The organism is Saccharibacillus sp. WB 17 (assembly GCF_008634075.2).
In the GTDB taxonomy this organism is placed as follows: domain Bacteria; phylum Bacillota; class Bacilli; order Paenibacillales; family Paenibacillaceae; genus Saccharibacillus; species Saccharibacillus brassicae.
On sequence record NZ_VPFK02000012.1, the window covers coordinates 247,842 to 267,309 of the forward strand.

The window sequence follows — 19,468 nt, forward strand, 5'->3', positions numbered from 1 at the left end:
GCGGTCCTGATAGGTCCGCATCACGCAAAAGCGCGAACTCCTCCAAGAGTTCGCGCTTTTTCAATGGGAGAGAATCCATCCTATTTAACAATAAATTCCCGTCAAGTGTTCAACCCACTTCCAACCCGTAAGCCCGGCAGGCTTCTTCCAAACCGCCGGCGAAGAACGTCTCCGACGTCGTGAACGCCCATTCTCCGTCGATTTTGCGGAATTGGCCCAGCACCAGCGTGTCGCATACGGCGCTCGGCATATATTCGAACGTGTGGTACAGATCCAGTTCGTTGTCGATCGTCAGTTCCACTTTGCGCTTGTACGTATCCAGCGAGCCGACGATCACGATGCGCGTGCAGTGTGCCGGCAGCTTGGCCAGGTCGAGCATGAGCAGCTTTTCCCACACATTGTCGTTGATCAGCTGCACGCAGCCGCTCGGATGTTCCGCCTGATTGTAGAAAATGAAGTCGTCTTCGCCTGCGCATACGTCGTGCTCGTTCACGAGGAACGCCGACAGGTCGATATCGACTTCGTCTTCCGAGTTGAGCTTGGACAGCTTGAGCGTCAAGACATTCTCCGCCGAGACGCCGATGCGCGAACGCAGCCGCTCTTCCGTCTTGTCGAGCTGCGTCTTGTCCCACACTTCCACGCCGAGCTGCTCCGCCATCTGCAGCGCCGCGCGGCTGAAATAGCTCGTCGCCACGACCATGTAGCTCTGGCAGTCATACATATTCGCGCCCGCGTACACTTCCTGGATCGCTCTTACCGGCACGACGTTGCTGAAGCATTTGAGCTGCACCGCTTTGCGGACGCCGCTTTTGACCAGAATGAGATCCACTCCATAGTCCGGCGCATACGGGTCGCTCGTCGGCACTTCGACGTCATAGCCGAGTTTGGTAAACAGGTCCTGCATATGGTATTCGAACGTACGACCGTCGAGCGCAATCTCTTCCAGCACTGCCGGGGTAAACGAATAGGTCGTCGTCAGATCGGGGATGCCGTAGCTCTGCGCCACCTGCTCCATGCCCGCCTCGTAGCCGTTGCCGATCGCGTTAAAGCGCCATTCGTCTTTGTAGGCGTAGAGCGCTCCCAGTTCCAGAGCCGTATTGCCGGAACCGTTCTCCATCTCGACGTCGTAGCGCAGCATTTCCCGGTTATCATACGTCATGACGCGGAGATACAGCTCTTCCGGGATGCCGTTTGGCATAACGAGCGTAAACAGGATTTTGTCCAGTCCCGCCTGTCCGAGCGCCGCCAGATTGACCGTATACACCTCCATGTCTTCCGTCGGCAGCTCGCGTCCGTCCACATGCGTCACCCCGACCGTCGACTTGTTGCCGAAAAAGGCGATGCTTTCCGCGTCCGGCAGCCGATTGTTCGTCAGCAGCATGCCCGCCGTCAGGCATTCGCCTTCCGACGTTTTCCAGCCGATGCCCACCTTCAGGCTGCTGTGCCCGACCGGCGTTTTGGAACCTTTGACGACGCTTTGGGAGTCCGAGCGGTCTTCCGTTCGAATAACGCGTACCCGTCCGCTCATCGGCAGATCCGTTTTGTTGATATATTGGGTAAACTTGTTGAAAATTTTGCGGTAGAGGACCGACGTCGCCAGACCCGAAATTTTCGGGGCGTGCGTCAGCGTGATGTTTTTGGGCGTTTTCTGCGTGCAGCGCAGCGGATAGCCTTTGATCGAGATGAAGTTCCAGAACAGGTGCGGGGCATTCATGGAGGCGATCGGACTCAGGTAAGGCGTCACTTCCTCGTCCGTGAACCAGATAATATGCGTCAATTCGCTCGTCGTAAACAGTTTGGAAAAGAGGTCGATCCGCTCGCCGCGCAGCGGGTCTTTGGCGTAGATCTCGTCTTTGAGATAAGTGTGGGTATTCTCGTGCGTGAACGGCGGCAGCCGGTAAAAGGACCCGTCCGACTGCGCCACCACTTTGACCGGTCCGGCAAACGTCAGCGGGGACAGCTTGTTGAACACCGTCTGCATATTGCTGCGCTTCATGTATTTTTGCAAGCCTTCGGCGGCGTTGACGATCAGGATCACGTTCATCTTGTCGGCTTCCACGCCCTGGCGGCTTAAGTAAGATTGATACGAACTGCGGTAACTGCTGGATCCCATAATGGTTCCCCCTTGAGGAATTTTCTTTATAAACATGAATGTTACGTCCTGAATATCCATTTACTTTCTAAATAGTACTCTCTTTCTTGCCGGAAGTGAATGTCTAAATCGAAAAACCCACCGATTCGGCAGAACCGAATCGACGGGTTGAAGACTGAGCGGGTTAAAGAGCGGACGGGTCGAAGCATAGACGGGTTGAAGATCGTCTATAGGCGGCTTCGATTTTCCGGAACCCCGAAGCCATGCGCTAACTGCCGGATACCGTCACCGTGATCTTCGCTGTCCGGGTCTCTCCGGCGTCGTTGATCAGCACGCCTTCGTATTCGTAAATGCCCGGCGCCCGATCGGCAATCTCGGTCATCGCCGACTGCGCGCCTGGCGTCTTGCCTTGCAGCGTCTGCTTGTCTATGAGAACGCCGTTCTCGTACAACTCATACTCCGAAGCCTGGGTCCCCCACCACAGATTCATATCGATACGGTAGCTTCCGTTCTCATCCCAATTATCGTGCGACAAAACGGCCTGCGCCGGATTGGCATCCGTAACCGTCACGGTCAGCGGCGCGCTTGCCGTGCTTCCCGCCGCGTTGACCAGCTCGCCGGTGTAGACGTACGTGCCGTTCGGCTTGCCGGCGATATCGATCCGCACCGACTGCGCGGCCGGCGACTGTTCGGCAAGCTTCCGCTCTTCGATCAATTTCCCGTCTTCGTACAGCTTGAACGAACTTCCGTTGACGCCCCACCACAGATTCATCGTGACCGCGTAATCGCCGTCCTTCAGGCCGGTGTCGTGACCGTTATCGTCGGACAGCACCGGCGTTCCCGGCACACCGGCCGGCGTCTCCGCGGGTTCTTCGCCCGGTTCTTCGACCGGCTCGTCGCCCAGCGTCACGGCAGCCGACAGCGGAATGTTCAGGTCTTTGACCAGACCCGCTACAAGTCTGGATACTTGAATCGCGCCGTCCATTTGCAGATGCGTATTGTCTTCTTTCGTTCCGACCCACATGAACAAGCTTTTGGTCCCTTCGGGGCCGAGTTCGCGGAAATAGTCCCAACTCGCCTGATTGAGATCGACGAGCAGCGTATCGGTCTCCCCGGCGACTTCGGTCATCGCCTGCACATATTCCGGAAAACTTTTGTTCAGTACGTCGCCGGTATAGTCGCGCCGGTTCACCGGCGTCACGAGCACCGGCGTCGCTCCGCGCTGCCTTGCGCCGTCGATATACGTGTTCAGGTAGACTTTGAACTGTTCCGGCGTCACATAACGTTCCGGCCGGGACGGCGTGGAGTCGTTATGCGACCACTGCATGAACAGATAATCGCCGGCGCGTACGTCCAGCAGCAGCTCGTTCAGGTGTCCGCCGACGAGGAACGTCTTGCTGCTGAGGCCGCCGACGGCCCGGTTGTCGATCTTCACTTTCTGCGGATCGAAGGATTGGCCCAGCGTCTCGCCCCATCCCGCCTGCGGGCGGTAGCTGTCCGCGTAAGGGGCGACGGTCGAATCGCTGGCCAGATAGATCGTCGGCTGATCCGCCGATCCTTGATCCGGCAGCCGTTCGATCGTCAGCGCGTTGATCTTCGGCGCATGGCCGGCAAATTCGAAATCGAATACGCCGTCGATCAGCGCCACGTCATACGTGATGTCCCGGAACTCACCTGCCGGGATCGCCGTCAGCGGCAGCTTGGGCATCTGCTCGGCGATGACGCTTGCGCCCGTCGCTTCTTCGGCGTCGCCGACCGTCATCGATACCCGGTAATTGGCCGGCTCCAATTCGACCCGAAACGAAGTGCCGTTAACCCGGACGAAGTCTCCCGTCAGCGCGTCGCCCGCTGCCCTATTGCCGTCTTCGGTCAGCGCCGTATCGGCAAAGCCGTACCCGTTGCCTTCGATATAGGCATGCGCGGCCTGAACTTGCGTGTACCCTTCCGCCGCTTCGCCGGAGCCGAAGTCAAACCGGTAGCCGCTAACCGGCGCGCTCTCTTCGCGGGTGAGCGAATCTTTGGCGACCTGCAGCGTATGGCGGGCATGGTCGACTTGCGCCTGCGTCGCGGCGGCCGTATCCAGTATCTCTTGCGCAGCCGCCAAAGCGCGGCGGAGCACCGCTTGGGAAGCGGCGGTATACGGCGACAGATCAAGCGCCTGCAGCTCTGCATGCAGCTTCATGAGCGCTTCCTTGCTGCCGGTCTGCGGCGGCAGCTGCGTGCCTTCGATCCGTACGTTGTCGATCGCCGTCGTCCAATTCAGCGTCCCGGAACCGCTTTTTCTCGTGCCGAGGAAACGGATCGAGCGGACGTTGTCGGCATAAGCGGCCGGGCTGAGCGCAAGACCTTCGACCGTCTGCGTCACCGACGGGTCGCTCAGGCTGCGCAGCGTCAGATCCATTGTACGGTTCGCGAAGTTGATCGCGGCGTCCACGCGGACCCAGTCGTTTTTCGGAATCGTCGTGGCGACGCCGCCGCCGGGAATCGCCGTCGTGCCCGTGCCGTAATCCGCCGCATACGGACCGACGAAGTAATGCAGCTTGTCGGCGCTAGTTTTGGACACCAGCGTAATCAGCGCATTGTCATTGGCATCCTGCAGCGTCAGATGGCCTTCCGACGGGGAGGCGCCCACGCTGCCGGAGTTCCAATCGAACTGTACCTGCACCTTGTCGCCGTTCACGGCATCGAACAAGCGGAACGTTTTGGCCCGATGGCCGGAACCGCTGCCGCTCAAAGACAGCACTTTGCCGCCGGCTTGCTCTGTCACGGTGCCTGCCATGGTGCCGCCGAATCCGGCCGCATTGACCAGCGCGTACCGGGCGGCGGCCGGATCGCCTTCGAAATCTTCTTCATACAGCTGCGCTTGCGGCTCCGGCTCCGGTTGTTCGAGATCCGGGTCGATGACCAGCGGGGACAGGCCGAGATTCAGATCTTTGACCGCGTTCGCGACCAGGCCGGCGATTTGCTGCGCTCCGTAGCCGCTGAAGTGCGTATTGTCGCCGACTCCGTTCGGATATTTCGGATATTCGCCCGGATTGGCATACAGGAACAATTTTTCCGCCGCCGCATTGCCGATCGAATTATAATACGCAAGGCTGAGCGCGCTGAGGTCGATCAGCGGCACATCGAGCTGCTGCGCGGCTTCCCTGGCGGCCTGCACGTATTCCGGGAAGCTGACGTTAAACGTCTGCGTCGCCGGATTGAAGTCCCGGCGTCCTACCGGCGTAAGCAGCACCGGAGTCGCGCCGCGCTGCTTGGCCCCGTTGACGTAGCGGGCCAGGTAAGTCTTGTAATCCGCCGGCGACGCGTAGCGGTCCGGAATGCCGGCGCTGGCGTCGTTATGCCCGAACGACACGAAGACATAATCGCCCGGCTTGATACGATTCAAGATTCGATCGAGCCGCCCGTCGACCAGAAACGATTTGCTGCTGCGCCCGCCGATCGCTTCGTTTGCGACTACGGCGCCGTTTGCGAAGTAGCGGCCAAAAGCCTGGCCCCAACCGGCTTGAGGCGCCTGTGATTCGCTGTACGCCTGCATCGTCGAATCGCCGGCCATATAGATCGTGGCGGCGGCTCCGGCTTCTTTTTCCGGATACCGCTCGATCTCAAGTTCCTGAATATCGATCGCCGAGCCGGTGAAGACAAATTCAAGCCGGCCGTCCACCAGCGCCGCGTCGTACGCATAGCTCAGCGGTTCGCCCGCCGCGACCGAAGTCTGCGCCAGCTTCTGCACGAATTCCGATTTCACGCCGACGTTCGAATCGCGCTCGTCGCTGCCAAGCGTCAACGTCACCTTATAATTGGCGTTCGGCAGATCTACCGCAAACGTCGCACCGGCCGCGGCGGACACGTGATGCGCGCCTACGCGCAAGCCGCCGGTCTCCGTGAAGCCGTATCCCTGCTGCCCGCTATAGAGCGTATCCTGCACGCCCGTATGGCCTGGTGCGGCATCCGTGCCGAAGTCGAACCGGTAGACCGGTTCCGTCGCAGGACTTCCGCCGGTCAGCGCCAGATTGGCTTTGGGGAATTCGGTAGCTTCCGCGCCGATATAAAAGCCCGGGTGCGGCGGCTGGTTATACGCGACGTTCTGCCACGCCACCCCGAGCCGATAGACCGGGTCCTGCATCAGCGCCGGGATTCGGTATTCGCTCGGGATCGTCGTCGTATACAGGCGGTATTCCGAACTGTCCGCGCTGCGCACCAGAATCTCTTCGCGCCAATCGCCCAGCAGATCCGCCTGAAGCGCCGGATTGCCTTTGGTATGGTTGTTCGTCAGCGCGCCGTTTGCGCGAAAGATTTCGTTCAGCTTTTTGCCGGCGGGGTCCCACTTGTAGACGAGCGGGGTGCCTTGGGCCGCGGCCGCGTTCCATTCGTGGTCCAGCAGTTCGCGCTGCAGGTCGCCGTCCCACCAGATTGCGAAGTTCGCGCTTTTCGGCGACTGTTCCGGCGTATAGACGGCTTCTCCCGCCGCCGAATACGTGCTCGTGACCGGAACGCTTTGGCCGTCCGTAATCGTCGTGGCCCACGATTCATAGCCCGGATAATTCGGATCGATATCCGCCGACATCCCGCGTCCGGTATCCCGCCCCGTGTATTCGCCCCAGAGAATCTCGCCCGTGCCGGCGTCGCGCATTTCGAGGCCGTAAGCGGCCGTCGTGTGCTCATGCACGCTCATGACCTGATAGCCTGCGCGGTTCGGGTCAAGCTTGCCCGCATGAATCGCGTCGCCGTGGCCGAGCCCGGTGCTGTACAGCAGCGTGCCGTCGTCGTCGATCGCAAGCGCGCCGAACATGATCTCGTCTTTGCCGTCTCCGTCGGCGTCCAGCACGCTCAGGTTATGGTTGCCCTGCGATTCGTACGCTTTACCGGCTTCGTTCGTATCGAACGTCCAGCGCCGCACAAGCTGCCCGCCGACGTAATCGTAAGCGGCCACGACCGTGCGCGTATAATAGCCGCGGCTCATAATGACACTCGGCTTGGAGCCGTCCAGGTAAGCGATGCCGCCGAGGAAGCGGTCTACCCGGTTGCCGTACCCGTCGCCCCAGTCGCCGACATTCCCCCGGGGCGGATCGTACGCCACCGTCGAGACGGCCGCTCCGCTCTCGCCGTCGAACAGCGTGAGGAACTCCGGCCCCGACAGGATATACCCGCCGTCGTTGCGGTAATCTTTGGACGCGTCGCCGATAACCGTGCCCTGCCCGTCCACCGTGCCGTCCGCTGTTTTCACCACGACTTCGGCTTTGCCGTTTCCGTCCAGATCGTACACCATCAGTTGGGTGTAGTGGGCGCCGGCCCGGATATTGACGCCCAGATCGATCCGCCACAGCTTCGTGCCGTCGAGCTTGACCGCGTCGATATATACGTTACCGGTATAACCGGCTTGCGAATTGTCTTTGGCGTTGCTCGGGCTCCACAAAAAGACGATCTCGTATTCGCCGTCGCCGTCCAGATCCGCGACGGACGCATCGCCCGCATAATACGTATAGGTGCCGCCGTCTTTCGTTCGCCCGTCCGCCGGCTTGTCCAGCGGGATCGGCAGGTAGTCGTCGTGCCAGACCGACGCGACTTCCGGCTGCATCTCTTCACGGCCCGCGGTCACGGTCGAGAGCTGATACTGCGAACTGTCGAAGCCGGTCGGATCGACATAGTTCGTCGCGCCGCCGATCGGAGCCGCGTTTACTTTGATTCCGTTTTTATATATATTGAAAGCGATCTCATCGGAATCCGTATGCAAATACCTCCAGCTTAGAAACACGCCTTCGTCCGTGAGCACCGCGACGAGCCCCCGGTCGAGATATTCCGCTTGGCGGGCCGCAGGCGAAGCTGCACTTTCGGCGCGCGCAGGCGCGGCCGGAACAGCGATCGTCACGACCATCAGTAAAGCAAGAAACGCGGCGATTACGGATTTCCGGACGGCACGTTGGGTACGATTCATCAAATAAAGACCTCCTGTTTGTGAAAATATTTTTTTGGTTCGGACAAAAAATCTGCGATTCGGTCAGTACGCCTCCTTTTTTGATAGCGTTTACATTTATTCTACAAGGGTCTAAAAAGCCGCACAATCTTAAAAATAAGACTTCCACTCTAACAAAATTGACTTTTTACGGGAGATGAGAAGATGAAAAATACGGTCTCTTATGCTTTTCGCAGCGACGATTTGTCGATCATGACCGTCGATTCCGTAGGTTGGCAGAACATCTCGCGCGCCAATTACCGCTGTTCGAGCGACGCCAGGCCGGACTACGGTCATGTCGTTTTTCAATACACGCTCAGCGGTCAGGGTTATGTGGACATCGCAGATCAGGTACTGCCGCTGCCGAAGGGACACGCGCTCGTCGTGCAAGTGTCCGATCCGCATTGTTATTACTACAAGGCAGACAGCACCGAACCGTGGGAATTCGTATGGATCAATATCCGGGGCGAAGAAGCAAGCCGAATCTGGAGCCTGATTATCGAGCGGGAAGGACATGTGATCAAGCGCGGCGCGGACTCGCCCCTGATCCGGCAGCTGTGGGACATCATCGGCCTGATCAATCGGGAGAACGTGACGGACAAGTACCGCTTGTCCGTGCAGGCGTATCAGTGGATGCTGACGCTGGTACAGACAAGCCGCGAAGCGGAGAACGAGATCGGCGTCGTCGCGATCACGACGATCGAGAAGTGCAAGACGTTCATGCGGGAACATTACGCGTCGCCGGTCACGCTGGACCTGCTCGCCGAGCACTGCGACCTGAACAAACATTATCTGTGCCGCCTGTTCCAGCGCTCCGAACGGATCTCGCCGCTTGCGTATCTCAAAAACAGGCGGATCGAAGCGGCGCTCAAGCTGCTGCGCACGACCGAACTGCCGATCTCGCGGATCGGGCGGCAGTGCGGCTTCGAGAGCCCGAGCTATTTTGGCAAAGTGTTCAAGCAGTATATGTCCATGTCCCCGACGGAATATCGCCTGAACACGCTGGAGTTTCCTTACGACGCCATTTATTACGAATAACGCAAAAAGAGTCCGGAACACGCGTCGCAGCCGCGTCTTCGGACTCTTTTTCCATCTTCAAATTCCGTTTTCTATCTTCTCAAATTCCGGCCTGGCCTACGTTCAATCTCGCGCATCAAGCATAACCGTCATTTCGCGAGGATAACCCGCCAAGTCTCCCGCGATACGACTTTGACGTCCGTGTCGGACAGACCCTGGCCTAGCTCTTCAATCCGGACGTACAGCGTCCGGGTATACGGATCGACCCGCAGCTCCGTAATATGGCCGCGCTCCGTCTCTAGGCTCCAGGCGTGGACGGTGTCGTGGATACGCACGTTCACGCCGTCTCGCGGACGGATAACCCATTCCCGCTCGTTCGTCTGGACATCGCACCCGAAGCCGTAGATGCCAAGGATCGGGTGATCGATTACGACCGAAGCCGCCATTTTGAGTGCCATAAAATAGCCGAGGCTGCTCTCGCCGGACATCTGCCACGCGTTTTTGATCAACGGGACCTGCCCGGGCCTGATCTCCTTCGTGTTCGCCCAGCCCGTATGCAGCACCCAGCACGAACTTCCGATCGTCTCCGGGTCGTCGTTCCACTGTCCGGAATTGATCAGAGACCATCCTGCCAGGTACGACGCATACGCCGATTTGATCAGTTCGTAATCCGCGCGGCCTTCGTTCAGGGCGTAATCGTACAGCACCCAGCCGCCCAGATGCGTCATATAGCTGACGTTCCAATACGTTTCGCCCTGTTGACGAAGGTCGGTGTTGTAAAAGCGCCAATCCGGCTGATGGCCCCGGTTGGCGAACGACGCCTGCACCGCTTTTTCCATCGTCTGCGTGTCTCCGGCGCTTTTGGCATAGCCGTAGACCGCTTCGTACGCCGTGGAATCGTAAGCCATTTCCGAACCGAACGGGTAAGCCGATTTTGTGAAGAAAGAAGCTTTGGAAGCCGCCGTCTCCCGGACCCATTCCGCTTCTTCGGTCATGCCTTTGCCAGCCAGCGCGTCGGCGAGATACAGCGGAATCGTCGACTCCCCCATATTGCCGTATTCGGTCGCGCCGACGCCGTCCGGAAACATCCAGAACCGGAACATCGCCTGCGTATACAAGAACGCCTGGCGCAGATAATCTTCGGCCGTTCTCAGATGCGTATAGCCGAACCGTTCCTGAATGCGGTACATATTGAAGTACGTGTTGATTACATGTACGTAATTGAACGCCCGCCAGACGTCGTCGGCGCCGTGGCCTTCCCACGGCTCGAACATCGTATGCCACGGCACCATGCGGTGCACCCGGTATCCCGGCTGCTCCGTCAAGCGCTCTTCGACGAAATCGGACAGATAGGCTTCCAGAATGCGCAGCTGCGCTTCGTCCGGGCGATAGACGTTTTTCTCCGACAGGAACAAGCCGCTGACGAGTCCGATCTCGTCGCTTCCGCCCGCCCACCAGTCGTCGCCGAACGGATTGCAGGTCGAGTTGATCCGGCTCTTCATCGTCATGTCCCACATGAGCAGGCCGTGATAACACGGATCGCCCGGATTCGTCTCGTACTGGTGCTCCGCGATAAAGGCCGCATGCCCGGTAATCAAACGCTCCAGCGTGTCGATCGCAAAAAAGTGCAGCACGCTCCGCTCTCCGTCCCCGTAATGGATCGTCACGTCATTCTCGCCGAGATGATGAAAGCGAATGCGGTACAGGCGGTATCCGCCTGCCTGCTCGCCTTCGTCCCGAATATCCGTCAGTTCGGGAACGGACGCCGTCACGGCATGAATCGTCTTCGTGGAACGAAGCAGGACGACCGCCTGATCGTCGCGCGGCACGACCAATCCCGGCAGCACCTCGATATCGATCTGTCCGCTCTCATGGGCGAGGCGGCCGATATCCGCGAAGCTTTGCGCCCAGGCGAGTTTGAACCTGTAAGTCAAGCGGTTCCCCGGAGGCAGGATCAACGCGCGGCTTCCTTGCAACACCGCGGTGACCAGGCCCTCCCAGCTTTCGTCGAACGAGGTGTACGGACCGAACGGGCTGCCCGTGCCGGGTTCCGCTTTGAGATTGTTCCGGTCGTCTCTCTCCGTGCTTTCAAGACCCGTCCCGTCGCGGGTCAGCATGACGAGAAACGGCGGCTTGCCGCTTGACCTCGCCCAGTACACGTACGACCCTTCTTCGCTAATAAAAGTATGGCGCAGCACGTTCTGTTCGTATTTGTAGACGGAATCGTTCCTGAAGATCTGATTGAACAGCAGCGGAACGCCGATCGAATCGAATTCAAGCGTATGCTCCGAGCGGTTGGTCAATCCGATCGTCCAATACAACCCGTCGTCTTCCAGACGAAAATCCGTCTCCAGATCGAAATGCCGGATACCGTCCGCATGCACCGAATCGCCCTTATAAGTCACGTTCACGGCGTTCCCGCGCTGCCGAACCGTGCGGATATCCGACGAAGGAGCGGTATTTCCCGCCGTCCATTCCCTATTCCCGATGCGGTATCGGGTGACGATATGGCCGAACCATTTCGCGTCCGGAATGTCCATCTCCGGGAATTCGGCAGGATCAAGCAAATATTCGGTCGACTGCCGGTCTTCCCGGCAGCGAAGAGAAATAAATCCTCCCCGGCCGGTATCGAATTTGGCGACGAAAGTCTCATTTTCCAGCGTGATACCGTGTTCTGACAGCGGACCGTCCGATTTCATAAGCCGTGCTCCTCTCCCTGCGATCGTGCTTCTGCTTCGCTTACTTCTCGTCGACCCATACGCGCATCTCGCCTTCGCCGCGGTTCGCCCAGGCGAAATACGGGATAAATTTCAGCTGCGTCTCCACTTCTTGCTGCGCCGCATCGCGTCTGTACAGCTCTTCGCCCCAGCTACCGGGATCCCGTTTGAGACCTGCGGCCGTAATGAACGGGATGCGGCCAAACGACGTATCGTCTTCCTTGACTTCGAACGCCGCTTGCGGAGACAGCAGAACCTGATGCAGATCCGCGCCATTGTCCGCTTCCTCCAGACAGTAGACGAGCGGGCCGCGCTGCAGCGCCGTTTTGCCGGCCGTCTGCCGAACGAGAGGGTGGCCTTTCATGCGCGCGACCGTCATCGGCAGCGCAAGCTCGACGCTATCGCCCGCTTGCCATTCCCGCTCCAGCTTGACGTAACCGGCGTGAATCCGGCCATCGAGCGGCACCTTGACGCCGTTGATCGAGAGCGCCGGATGTTCGCACCAATTCGGGATCCGCAGCGCCAGTTCGAACGTGACAGGCGTCTCCGCCTCGACCGTGAAGCGGATATCGCCGTCCCACGGATAGTTGGACTGCTGATGCAGCACGAACGCCTGACCGCCGAGTTCCAGCTTCGATTCGCCGCTGATATACAGATTCGCGTACACCGTATGGTCCTGCACGGTGTAGATATATTGGCCGAGCGAAGCGAGCAGGCGGGCTACGTTCGGCGGGCAGCACGCGCAGCCGAACCAGCCCTGCCGAACCGTCTTCACGTGATGGTATTTATGGTTCGCGCAGCACGCTTTGGGATGAACCTCAAGCGGATTGACGTAGAAAAAGCTTTTTCCGTCCATCGACATGCCGCTGATTACGGTGTTGTACAAAGCCCGCTCCATCGCGTCCGCGTAACGACCCTGCGGCTGCAGCATCAGCATCCGCTGCGCGAAGAAGATCAACCCGATCGACGCGCACGTCTCGGCATAGACCGTATCGTTGGGCAGGTCGTAATCCATGCTGAACGCTTCGCCGTGGCTCTGGGAACCGATGCCGCCGGTAATGTACATCTGCTTGCGTTCCATGTTGTCCCACAGTCTTTTGCAGTCTTCGAGCAGCTTGACGTCGCCGGTCGCCGCGGCCAGATGCGCCATACCGGTGCACATATAGACGAACCGCACCGCATGACCGACCGCTTGATCCTGCTCGCGAATCGGCTTGTGGGCCTGGCTGTACGTCTTGTCGTCGATCACCCAGCGGCCGAAATGCGTCGATCCGTCTCTTTGCTCCAGTTCGGCATCGTAGAAGTGCGGGTTCTGCTGCCGTCCTCTTTCTTCGACGAAAAATCGGCATAGGCGCATATACTTCTCGCTGCCGGTCGCGTCGTACAGCCGCATAAGCGCAAGCTTGATCTCCTGATGCCCGTCATAGCCCTGAAGCTTGCCGGGAGCCGAGCCGAACACCTCGTCGATATAATCCGCGAATTTGCAGACGACTTCGAGTATTTTGCGTTTGCCGGTCGACTGGAAATAAGCGACGCCGGCTTCGATCAGATGGCCCGCGCAGTACAATTCGTGGCACTCCGTCAAGTTCGTCCACCGTTTGCCGGGTTCTTTTAACGTATAATACGTATTCAGGTAACCGTCTTCATGCTGGGCCTGCGCAATAAGGTCGACGACGCCGTCCGCGATAGCTTCGAGTTCGTTGTCCCGCTGCGTCGTCAGCAGGTAGGCGACGGCTTCCAGCCATTTGGCGACGTCGCTGTCCTGAAATACCATGCCGTAGAATTCGCCTTCCGCAAGGCCGGCGGCGATCTTGAAGTTCTGAATCGCACGGCTTGGCTCGGCGTTCGGAATACGGTCATTCAGCGCTTCCCACTGGTACGGAACGACGACGCCGCGAACGAGGTCGACATAGGCCGACCAGAACGGGTCGCGAATATGGACATCGGCCAGAGGCAGCATGCGGGATGAAGACAACGTATGGTTCAAAATAAATCCCTCCAGAGTGTATCGGATCGGTGTATCGTATCGGTATCCATGATCCAGCTAGGGCGACGATCAACCTTTGACCGCGCCGTGCAGCAGACCTTTGACGAAAAACTTTTGCAGGAACGGATAGACGAGCAGCATGGGGAGGATCGACACCATGACGACGGCCGCTTCCAACTGCCGGATATCGACGGCTTCGGCATCGCCGAACACCTGCGTCGCGGCGCTCATCGCTTCCTGCGGCCTGTTCTCGATCAGGATGCGGCGGATCACGAGCTGCAAGACCCATTTGGTCGTATCCGACATGTACAGGAAAGCGTCGTACCACGCCAGCCAATGTGCGACGCCGACCCAGAGCGCGATCGTGGCGAGGATGGGTACGGACAGCGGCAGCACGATGCGGAAGAAAATTTTGAGGTGGCTCGCGCCGTCGATGACGGCCGACTCTTCCAGTTCCGCCGGCAGCGAACGGAAATAGTTGCGGATGATGAAGACGTTTACCGGAGCGATCAGGCCGGGAAGGACGAGCGCCCAGATCGAATTCATCAGTCCCAGACTTTTGATCAGCATGTACGTCGGGATCAACCCGCCGCTGAACAGCAGGGGGAATAACACGAACAGCGTAATCGTCTTGTTGAACGGCAGTTTGGCTTTGGATAACGGATACGCCGTAATCGAAGTGAACAGCAGGCTCAGTACGACCCCAAGTACCGTCCGGGTAATCGTGTTCCAGTAGCCGCGCCAGAAAGCGTCAAAATGAAAAATCGCGATGTAACTGTCGAAATTCAGACTTTTCGGATACCAGAGCGTTCCGACCGTGTACAGAAATTCGCGGGAACTGAGCGAGATCAAGACCTGATTCCAGAACGGGAACAACGTGACGATCAGCAGGAAACTCATAAAAGCGTAATTGAAAATATGGAAAATACGGTCGCCCAAAGAGTTCGATTTGTCCATGAGGCTCCTCCTTCCTACCACAAGGTGTTGTGATCTTTGTTCAATCGCTTGGCCAGCCAGTTCGTGAACAGGATCAGGATCAGCGCGATGACGGATTTGAAAATGCCGACCGCGGTGGAACGGCTGTAATCGAGGTCCTGTATGCCGACGCGGTACACATACGTATCGATAATGTCCGAGACGTCCATGACCGACGAGTTGTACAAATTGAAGATCTGGTCAAACCCGGCGTCCAGAATGCCGGCCATGGACAGGATCAGCATGATCACGATAATGTTGGCAATGCTCGGCAGCGTGATATAGATAATGCGCTGCAGGCGGGTAGCGCCGTCGATCGCGGACGCTTCGTACAGGCTGTTGTCGATTCCGGCGATGGCGGCGAAATAAATGACCGCTCCCCAGCCGAAGTTTTTCCAGATGTCGGAAAGGACGAGGATTGCCCGGAAGTAGTCCGGTTCCGCCATGAAAATCACCTTCTCGAATCCGAACAGGCCGAGGATCGCATTGACCGTGCCTTCCAGCGAGAGCAGGCTCTCCATAATGCCAGCAAGCGCGATCCAGGAAATGAAATGCGGCAAGTACGAAGCCGTCTGAACGAATTTCTTGAACGCCAACTGACGAACTTCGTTCAGCAGCACGGCGAACAGGATCGGAACCGGAAACCCGAGAAACAGTTTCAGGAAGCTGATAATCAGCGTATTTTTAAATACCGTGTAGAAATAAGGATCGGAGAAAAGTTCCCTGAACTGCTCGAATCCGACCCAGGGACTGCCCAGGATACCGTCCATCATTCTGTAGTCCTTGAACGCGATCAAAATGCCGTACATGGGCGCATAACAGAAAATAACAAAATAGACGATCCCGGGAAGGAGCAACAAGTACAAAGGAAGATAGGTTCCATACCGTTTCTTGTTCACCGTTCCGTTCCCCCTTCATGTTTGGAAAAAGAAAGGGAGCCTGCGCTCCCTGTCGGTACGCTTTATTTGTACACTTTGTCGTAAATTTGCTGCGCTTCTTCCATCGCTTGATCGCCGCCCAGCTTTTTCCACTCCGCCACGTAAGCGTCGAATTCGGATATCGGGCGTTTGCCCGTAATAAAATCGGTATACGCCTTGGTCGTCAAATCCGTCAGTTTCGTCGACACTTTGTCGTATTCGGGCTTCGAGAACGGAGTCAACAAATCGTATTTGCCTGTCGCAATCGTCTGGGCTTTGATTTTGTATTCCCGGTCTTTGGCCGTCGGCAGCAGCTCGTTTTCTTTGTCCACGTCGAGGAACGGCGGTTCCAGCGTCGGGAAGCGGGCTTCGCCCAAGCCGAGCTTTTGTCTCTCGTCCGCTTTGTCATATGGCGGCAGCCAGGTGTATCCGCCGTTTTCTTTTTTGAACGTTTTGCCTTCTTCGCCGTACGAGCGTTTTTCCAGCCAGGTGATGTCGTTGTTCACCTTGTCGAAGATCTGTAAATATTTTTTCATTTTCTCCGGATTTTTCTCCAGCTGCTTGCCGAACATGATGCCCATGCCCGCAATCGGATTGAAGTGCATGATGCCGTGATCTCCGTTTGGCCCTGTCGGCCCCGGCGACAGCGCCCACGACGCTTTCGGCGCCACGTCTTTGATCGGGGCATACCAGCCTGTCCCTTCCTGTCCGGCGTTGATGTTCTGCCAGGTGGCGCCCACCTTGGAACTGATAATTTTGTTGCGGGCCTGATCGAAGTCCAGCGCGACCCATTCCGGATCGATCAGGTCTTTGTTGTACCAGTCGTTCAGAAGCGTCAGGACCTCTTTCATCTTCGGATCGATTTCGTCACGGGCGATTCGGCCTTCCTTCTCTGTCCAAAGGCCCGGGTACATGCCGTAAGCGCCGTAGATCGGGCTGAACGCCCACATCGGATCTTTCTGGATGCCCAGGTAGCCGTACGTATCTTTTTGTCCGTTGCCGTCCGGGTCGTCGTTGCGGAATTTGACGAGCGCTTCTTCCATCTCGGCCAGCGACTCCGGCGTTTTCTTGATGCCGACCGCGTCCAGCCAGTCTTGGCGGTAGTACATGACGAGAAATTTGGTCAGATCCGGGTTCGCGGTCGGAATCGTGTAGTTTTTGCCGTTCCGTTCGAACAGGGCAAACGGATCTCCCTTGAAGATCTCTTTGTATTTGTCTACCCAGGCCATGTAATTCGGCATGTTCGCCTTGATCATCTCGACCGGGACTTCGGCCAGGATACCCTGCTCGACGTATTTGTCGAACAACCCTACGTTGACGGCGTAATCGTTGATCCAATCCGGAATCTCGCCGCTTGAAATCTGAACGTTAAGTTTGTCCACATAATCCTGGGCGCCTACGCCCCGCATTTTGACGTTGATGTTCACGCCGAACTCTTTTTCGATTTCGCTGAACAGGTACGCGTCGCTTGTCACTTTTTCGTTGCTGACCCACGCTTCGAGCTCTGTCGCGCTTGTGCTTGTGTCCGCTTTGTCGCCTCCGTCGGAGCAGCTGGCCAGAATAGCGAGCAGAACGACGCTGCTCATGGCCAATGGAATTTTTTTGCCGGATCTCATCGTGAAACCCTCCCTTTTTCTTTTTCTGCAAGCTTGCTTAGCACTGGCTTTTTTTGTTTTTCAATCCATCGATTATCGGGTTATCGCTTCTCGAAAAGCTGAATGAAAGCGATTAACTTGTGTGATTACCTGTAGTATAATGAATGAAAGCGCTATACACTATGGCTGTTTACAACCTGTTTTTTTGAATTTCACACAAAGGAGGACGAAGATTTTGGAAAACGCCGTACTTAATTTTATGTCTCCTCCGATTCCGTATTTCGTCGGGTGCGGCAATCAGCCGTACGCGGCCGGAGAACGGCATATCCATCGTCACGCGATCGGAATCTTCGACATCATCGTCGTCGCGACGGGCAGCCTGCATATCGGCGAGGAAGAGAATCGGTGGCGGCTCGGGGAACACGAAGGGATCATTCTTCGGCCGGACCTGTACCATTACGGGGCGGAAGGCTGCGAGACCCCCACCGAAATCATGTGGATCCATTTTAATACGGTAGGGATCTGGGCCGAACATCAGAGCATGGGCGAATATCTGCTTCGGCAGCAGGATATGAAGAGCAAGCATTCCATTCACGGCATCTATGCGAGCTATATCAATCCGATCTCGCTGCCCAAACGGTTCCGGCTGTCCGACAAGGGACTGTCTCTCATGCGGGAACTGCTGCGCCTGCAGGACGAACCGCGCGCGATCGCGGCGTGGGCGCAGCAGACCGTGTTCCAGCAGCTGCTGCAGGCGATGGATTGCGAGCAGTCGCTGGAACAGGATCTCACGTCGATCCGCGTGGCGGAGAAAGTGCAGCGCTTTTTGCACGAACGCTTCAACCAACCGATCAACAACGGGCTGCTCCAGGAAACGTTCAATTTTCATCCGAACTATATCGCCCGCTGCATGCGCAAGCAGTTCGGCGTGACACCGCTGGAATACCTGATGGAACACCGCTTGAACATCGCCAAAAAGATGCTGCTGAATACCGGTTATTCCATCGAGAAAATTGCCGAGGAAGTGGGCATGGAACTGTCCACTTTCTCCAATGCGTTCCGGAAAAGGGAAAGCGTCTCTCCGCTCAACTACCGCAAGAAATACGCCAAACATGTCTAGGCCATGCCCAAAAGGGCAGGCCCGACGCGGCGAACCCGCGTCATGCCTACCCTGATCGTTGCCCATTCCCGAACCGAGGAGCTGAACCGATGACCTTCCCCCCGTCCCTGCCCGCTCTTGACGTCGAACATATGCAGATGCACGCTGCGATCGGCGGACTGCGGCTGAACGTGCTGTATATCCGCTCCGGCACTTTTTTGCAGTCGATGCCCGCCCATGCGCACAGCAGCAAAAGTTACGAACTGCATTACGTGCCGGCCGGACGCGGACAGCTGATCGCGGACGGAATCCGTTATCCGATCGGGCCGCATACGCTGTACATGACCGGTCCCGATATCGTGCACGAACAGATTCCCGACCCCGGCGATCCGATGCGCGAATACTGCATCTGCTTCGAAGCGCTGTCGGCCGGCGAACACGCCGATCCCGATTCGTCGGCGATCGCGGAGCTTTTTCTGCGGACGTCGTTCTGGCACGGCACGGATACGCAGCAGCTGTCGGACTTATTCGAACGGCTGTCGCGCGAAGCGGACCTGCAATCGATCGGGTATTACATGTCGATCCGCAGCCTCGTCGAGCAAATCGTAATCGCCACAGTTCGCAATTACGCGCGCAACCCGCTGTCCGCTCACGCCGCGCCGCAGAAAACGCTGGACGACAAACGGCTCGTGCTGATCGAGCACAGCTTCCTGTCCGCTTCCGACACGCTGACGCTGCCCGGTCTGGCGCAGACGCTAGGGCTCGGTATCCGGCAGACCGAGCGTACGCTCAAGCAGCATTACGGATTGTCTTTTACGCAAAAAAAGCGGCAGGCGCGCCTCAGCGCGGCCTGCAGCCTGCTTGTGACGACGACGCTCCCGATCGGTCGGATCGCCGGGCGCGTCGGATTTGCCACGTTGGAAAGCTTTTGCACGTTTTTCAAAAAAGCGACCGGAATATCGGCGGGCGAATACCGCGAACGCCGGCAGGCAGAACGCTGAGATCATCCGTCAGGGTGAGAACGCTCCCGGTAAGGCGAGAGCGTATCCGTTAGGGCGAAAACGCGTCCAGGCTTCAGGTCCGTAGGGACCGTCGGAGCCGTCCGGGACGTCCGGG

10 protein-coding genes are annotated in these 19,468 nt (G+C 57.9%); 3 read left to right on the plus strand and 7 right to left on the minus strand.

Features of this window, described 5'->3' with window-relative positions:
- Positions 1 to 109 precede the first annotated feature (109 nt).
- Together FTE24_RS05140 and FTE24_RS23445 are read right to left on the minus strand one after the other, a co-directional pair.
- On the minus strand, positions 110 to 2,113 hold the full coding sequence (locus tag FTE24_RS05140; RefSeq protein ID WP_160441654.1) for a TerD family protein: 2,004 nt from the start codon (positions 2,111 to 2,113) through the stop codon (positions 110 to 112).
- A 247-nt stretch (positions 2,114 to 2,360) separates the two neighbouring features.
- Entirely contained in the window at positions 2,361 to 8,027 is a 5,667-nt protein-coding gene (locus tag FTE24_RS23445) for a rhamnogalacturonan lyase family protein (RefSeq protein ID WP_150229003.1), read from the minus strand.
- Positions 8,028 to 8,210: 183 nt separating this feature from the next.
- Here FTE24_RS23445 and FTE24_RS05150 point away from each other — a divergent pair, with 183 nt between their 5' ends.
- Complete coding sequence (locus FTE24_RS05150; RefSeq protein WP_150229001.1) at positions 8,211 to 9,083, plus strand: AraC family transcriptional regulator; 873 nt, start codon at positions 8,211 to 8,213, stop codon at positions 9,081 to 9,083.
- Between the two features lie 128 nt (positions 9,084 to 9,211).
- Here FTE24_RS05150 and FTE24_RS05155 read toward each other — a convergent pair whose 3' ends face one another.
- The 5 genes from FTE24_RS05155 to FTE24_RS05175 all read right to left on the minus strand — a co-directional run bounded on the left by FTE24_RS05155 (position 9,212) and on the right by FTE24_RS05175 (position 17,274).
- Positions 9,212 to 11,761, minus strand: coding sequence for a DUF5695 domain-containing protein (locus FTE24_RS05155; RefSeq protein ID WP_150228999.1), 2,550 nt, complete (start codon positions 11,759 to 11,761; stop codon positions 9,212 to 9,214).
- Positions 11,762 to 11,801: 40 nt separating this feature from the next.
- Positions 11,802 to 13,766, minus strand: coding sequence for a glycoside hydrolase family 127 protein (locus FTE24_RS05160; protein ID WP_337190015.1), 1,965 nt, complete (start codon positions 13,764 to 13,766; stop codon positions 11,802 to 11,804).
- 69 nt (positions 13,767 to 13,835) lie between these two features.
- On the minus strand, positions 13,836 to 14,723 hold the full coding sequence (locus tag FTE24_RS05165; RefSeq protein ID WP_141449785.1) for a carbohydrate ABC transporter permease: 888 nt from the start codon (positions 14,721 to 14,723) through the stop codon (positions 13,836 to 13,838).
- 14 nt (positions 14,724 to 14,737) lie between these two features.
- Entirely contained in the window at positions 14,738 to 15,607 is an 870-nt protein-coding gene (locus FTE24_RS05170) for an ABC transporter permease (protein ID WP_237401642.1), read from the minus strand.
- 95 nt (positions 15,608 to 15,702) lie between these two features.
- Entirely contained in the window at positions 15,703 to 17,274 is a 1,572-nt protein-coding gene (locus FTE24_RS05175; protein WP_150228997.1) for an extracellular solute-binding protein, read from the minus strand.
- Between the two features lie 214 nt (positions 17,275 to 17,488).
- On the opposite strand from FTE24_RS05175, the gene FTE24_RS05180 reads away from it, so the two are divergent.
- Positions 17,489 to 18,373: a helix-turn-helix domain-containing protein gene (locus tag FTE24_RS05180; protein ID WP_160441655.1), complete on the plus strand. Its 885-nt coding sequence runs from the start codon at positions 17,489 to 17,491 to the stop codon at positions 18,371 to 18,373.
- Positions 18,374 to 18,462: 89 nt separating this feature from the next.
- Positions 18,463 to 19,353: a helix-turn-helix transcriptional regulator gene (locus FTE24_RS05185; RefSeq protein WP_150228993.1), complete on the plus strand. Its 891-nt coding sequence runs from the start codon at positions 18,463 to 18,465 to the stop codon at positions 19,351 to 19,353.
- The last annotated feature ends 115 nt before the right edge of the window (positions 19,354 to 19,468 follow it).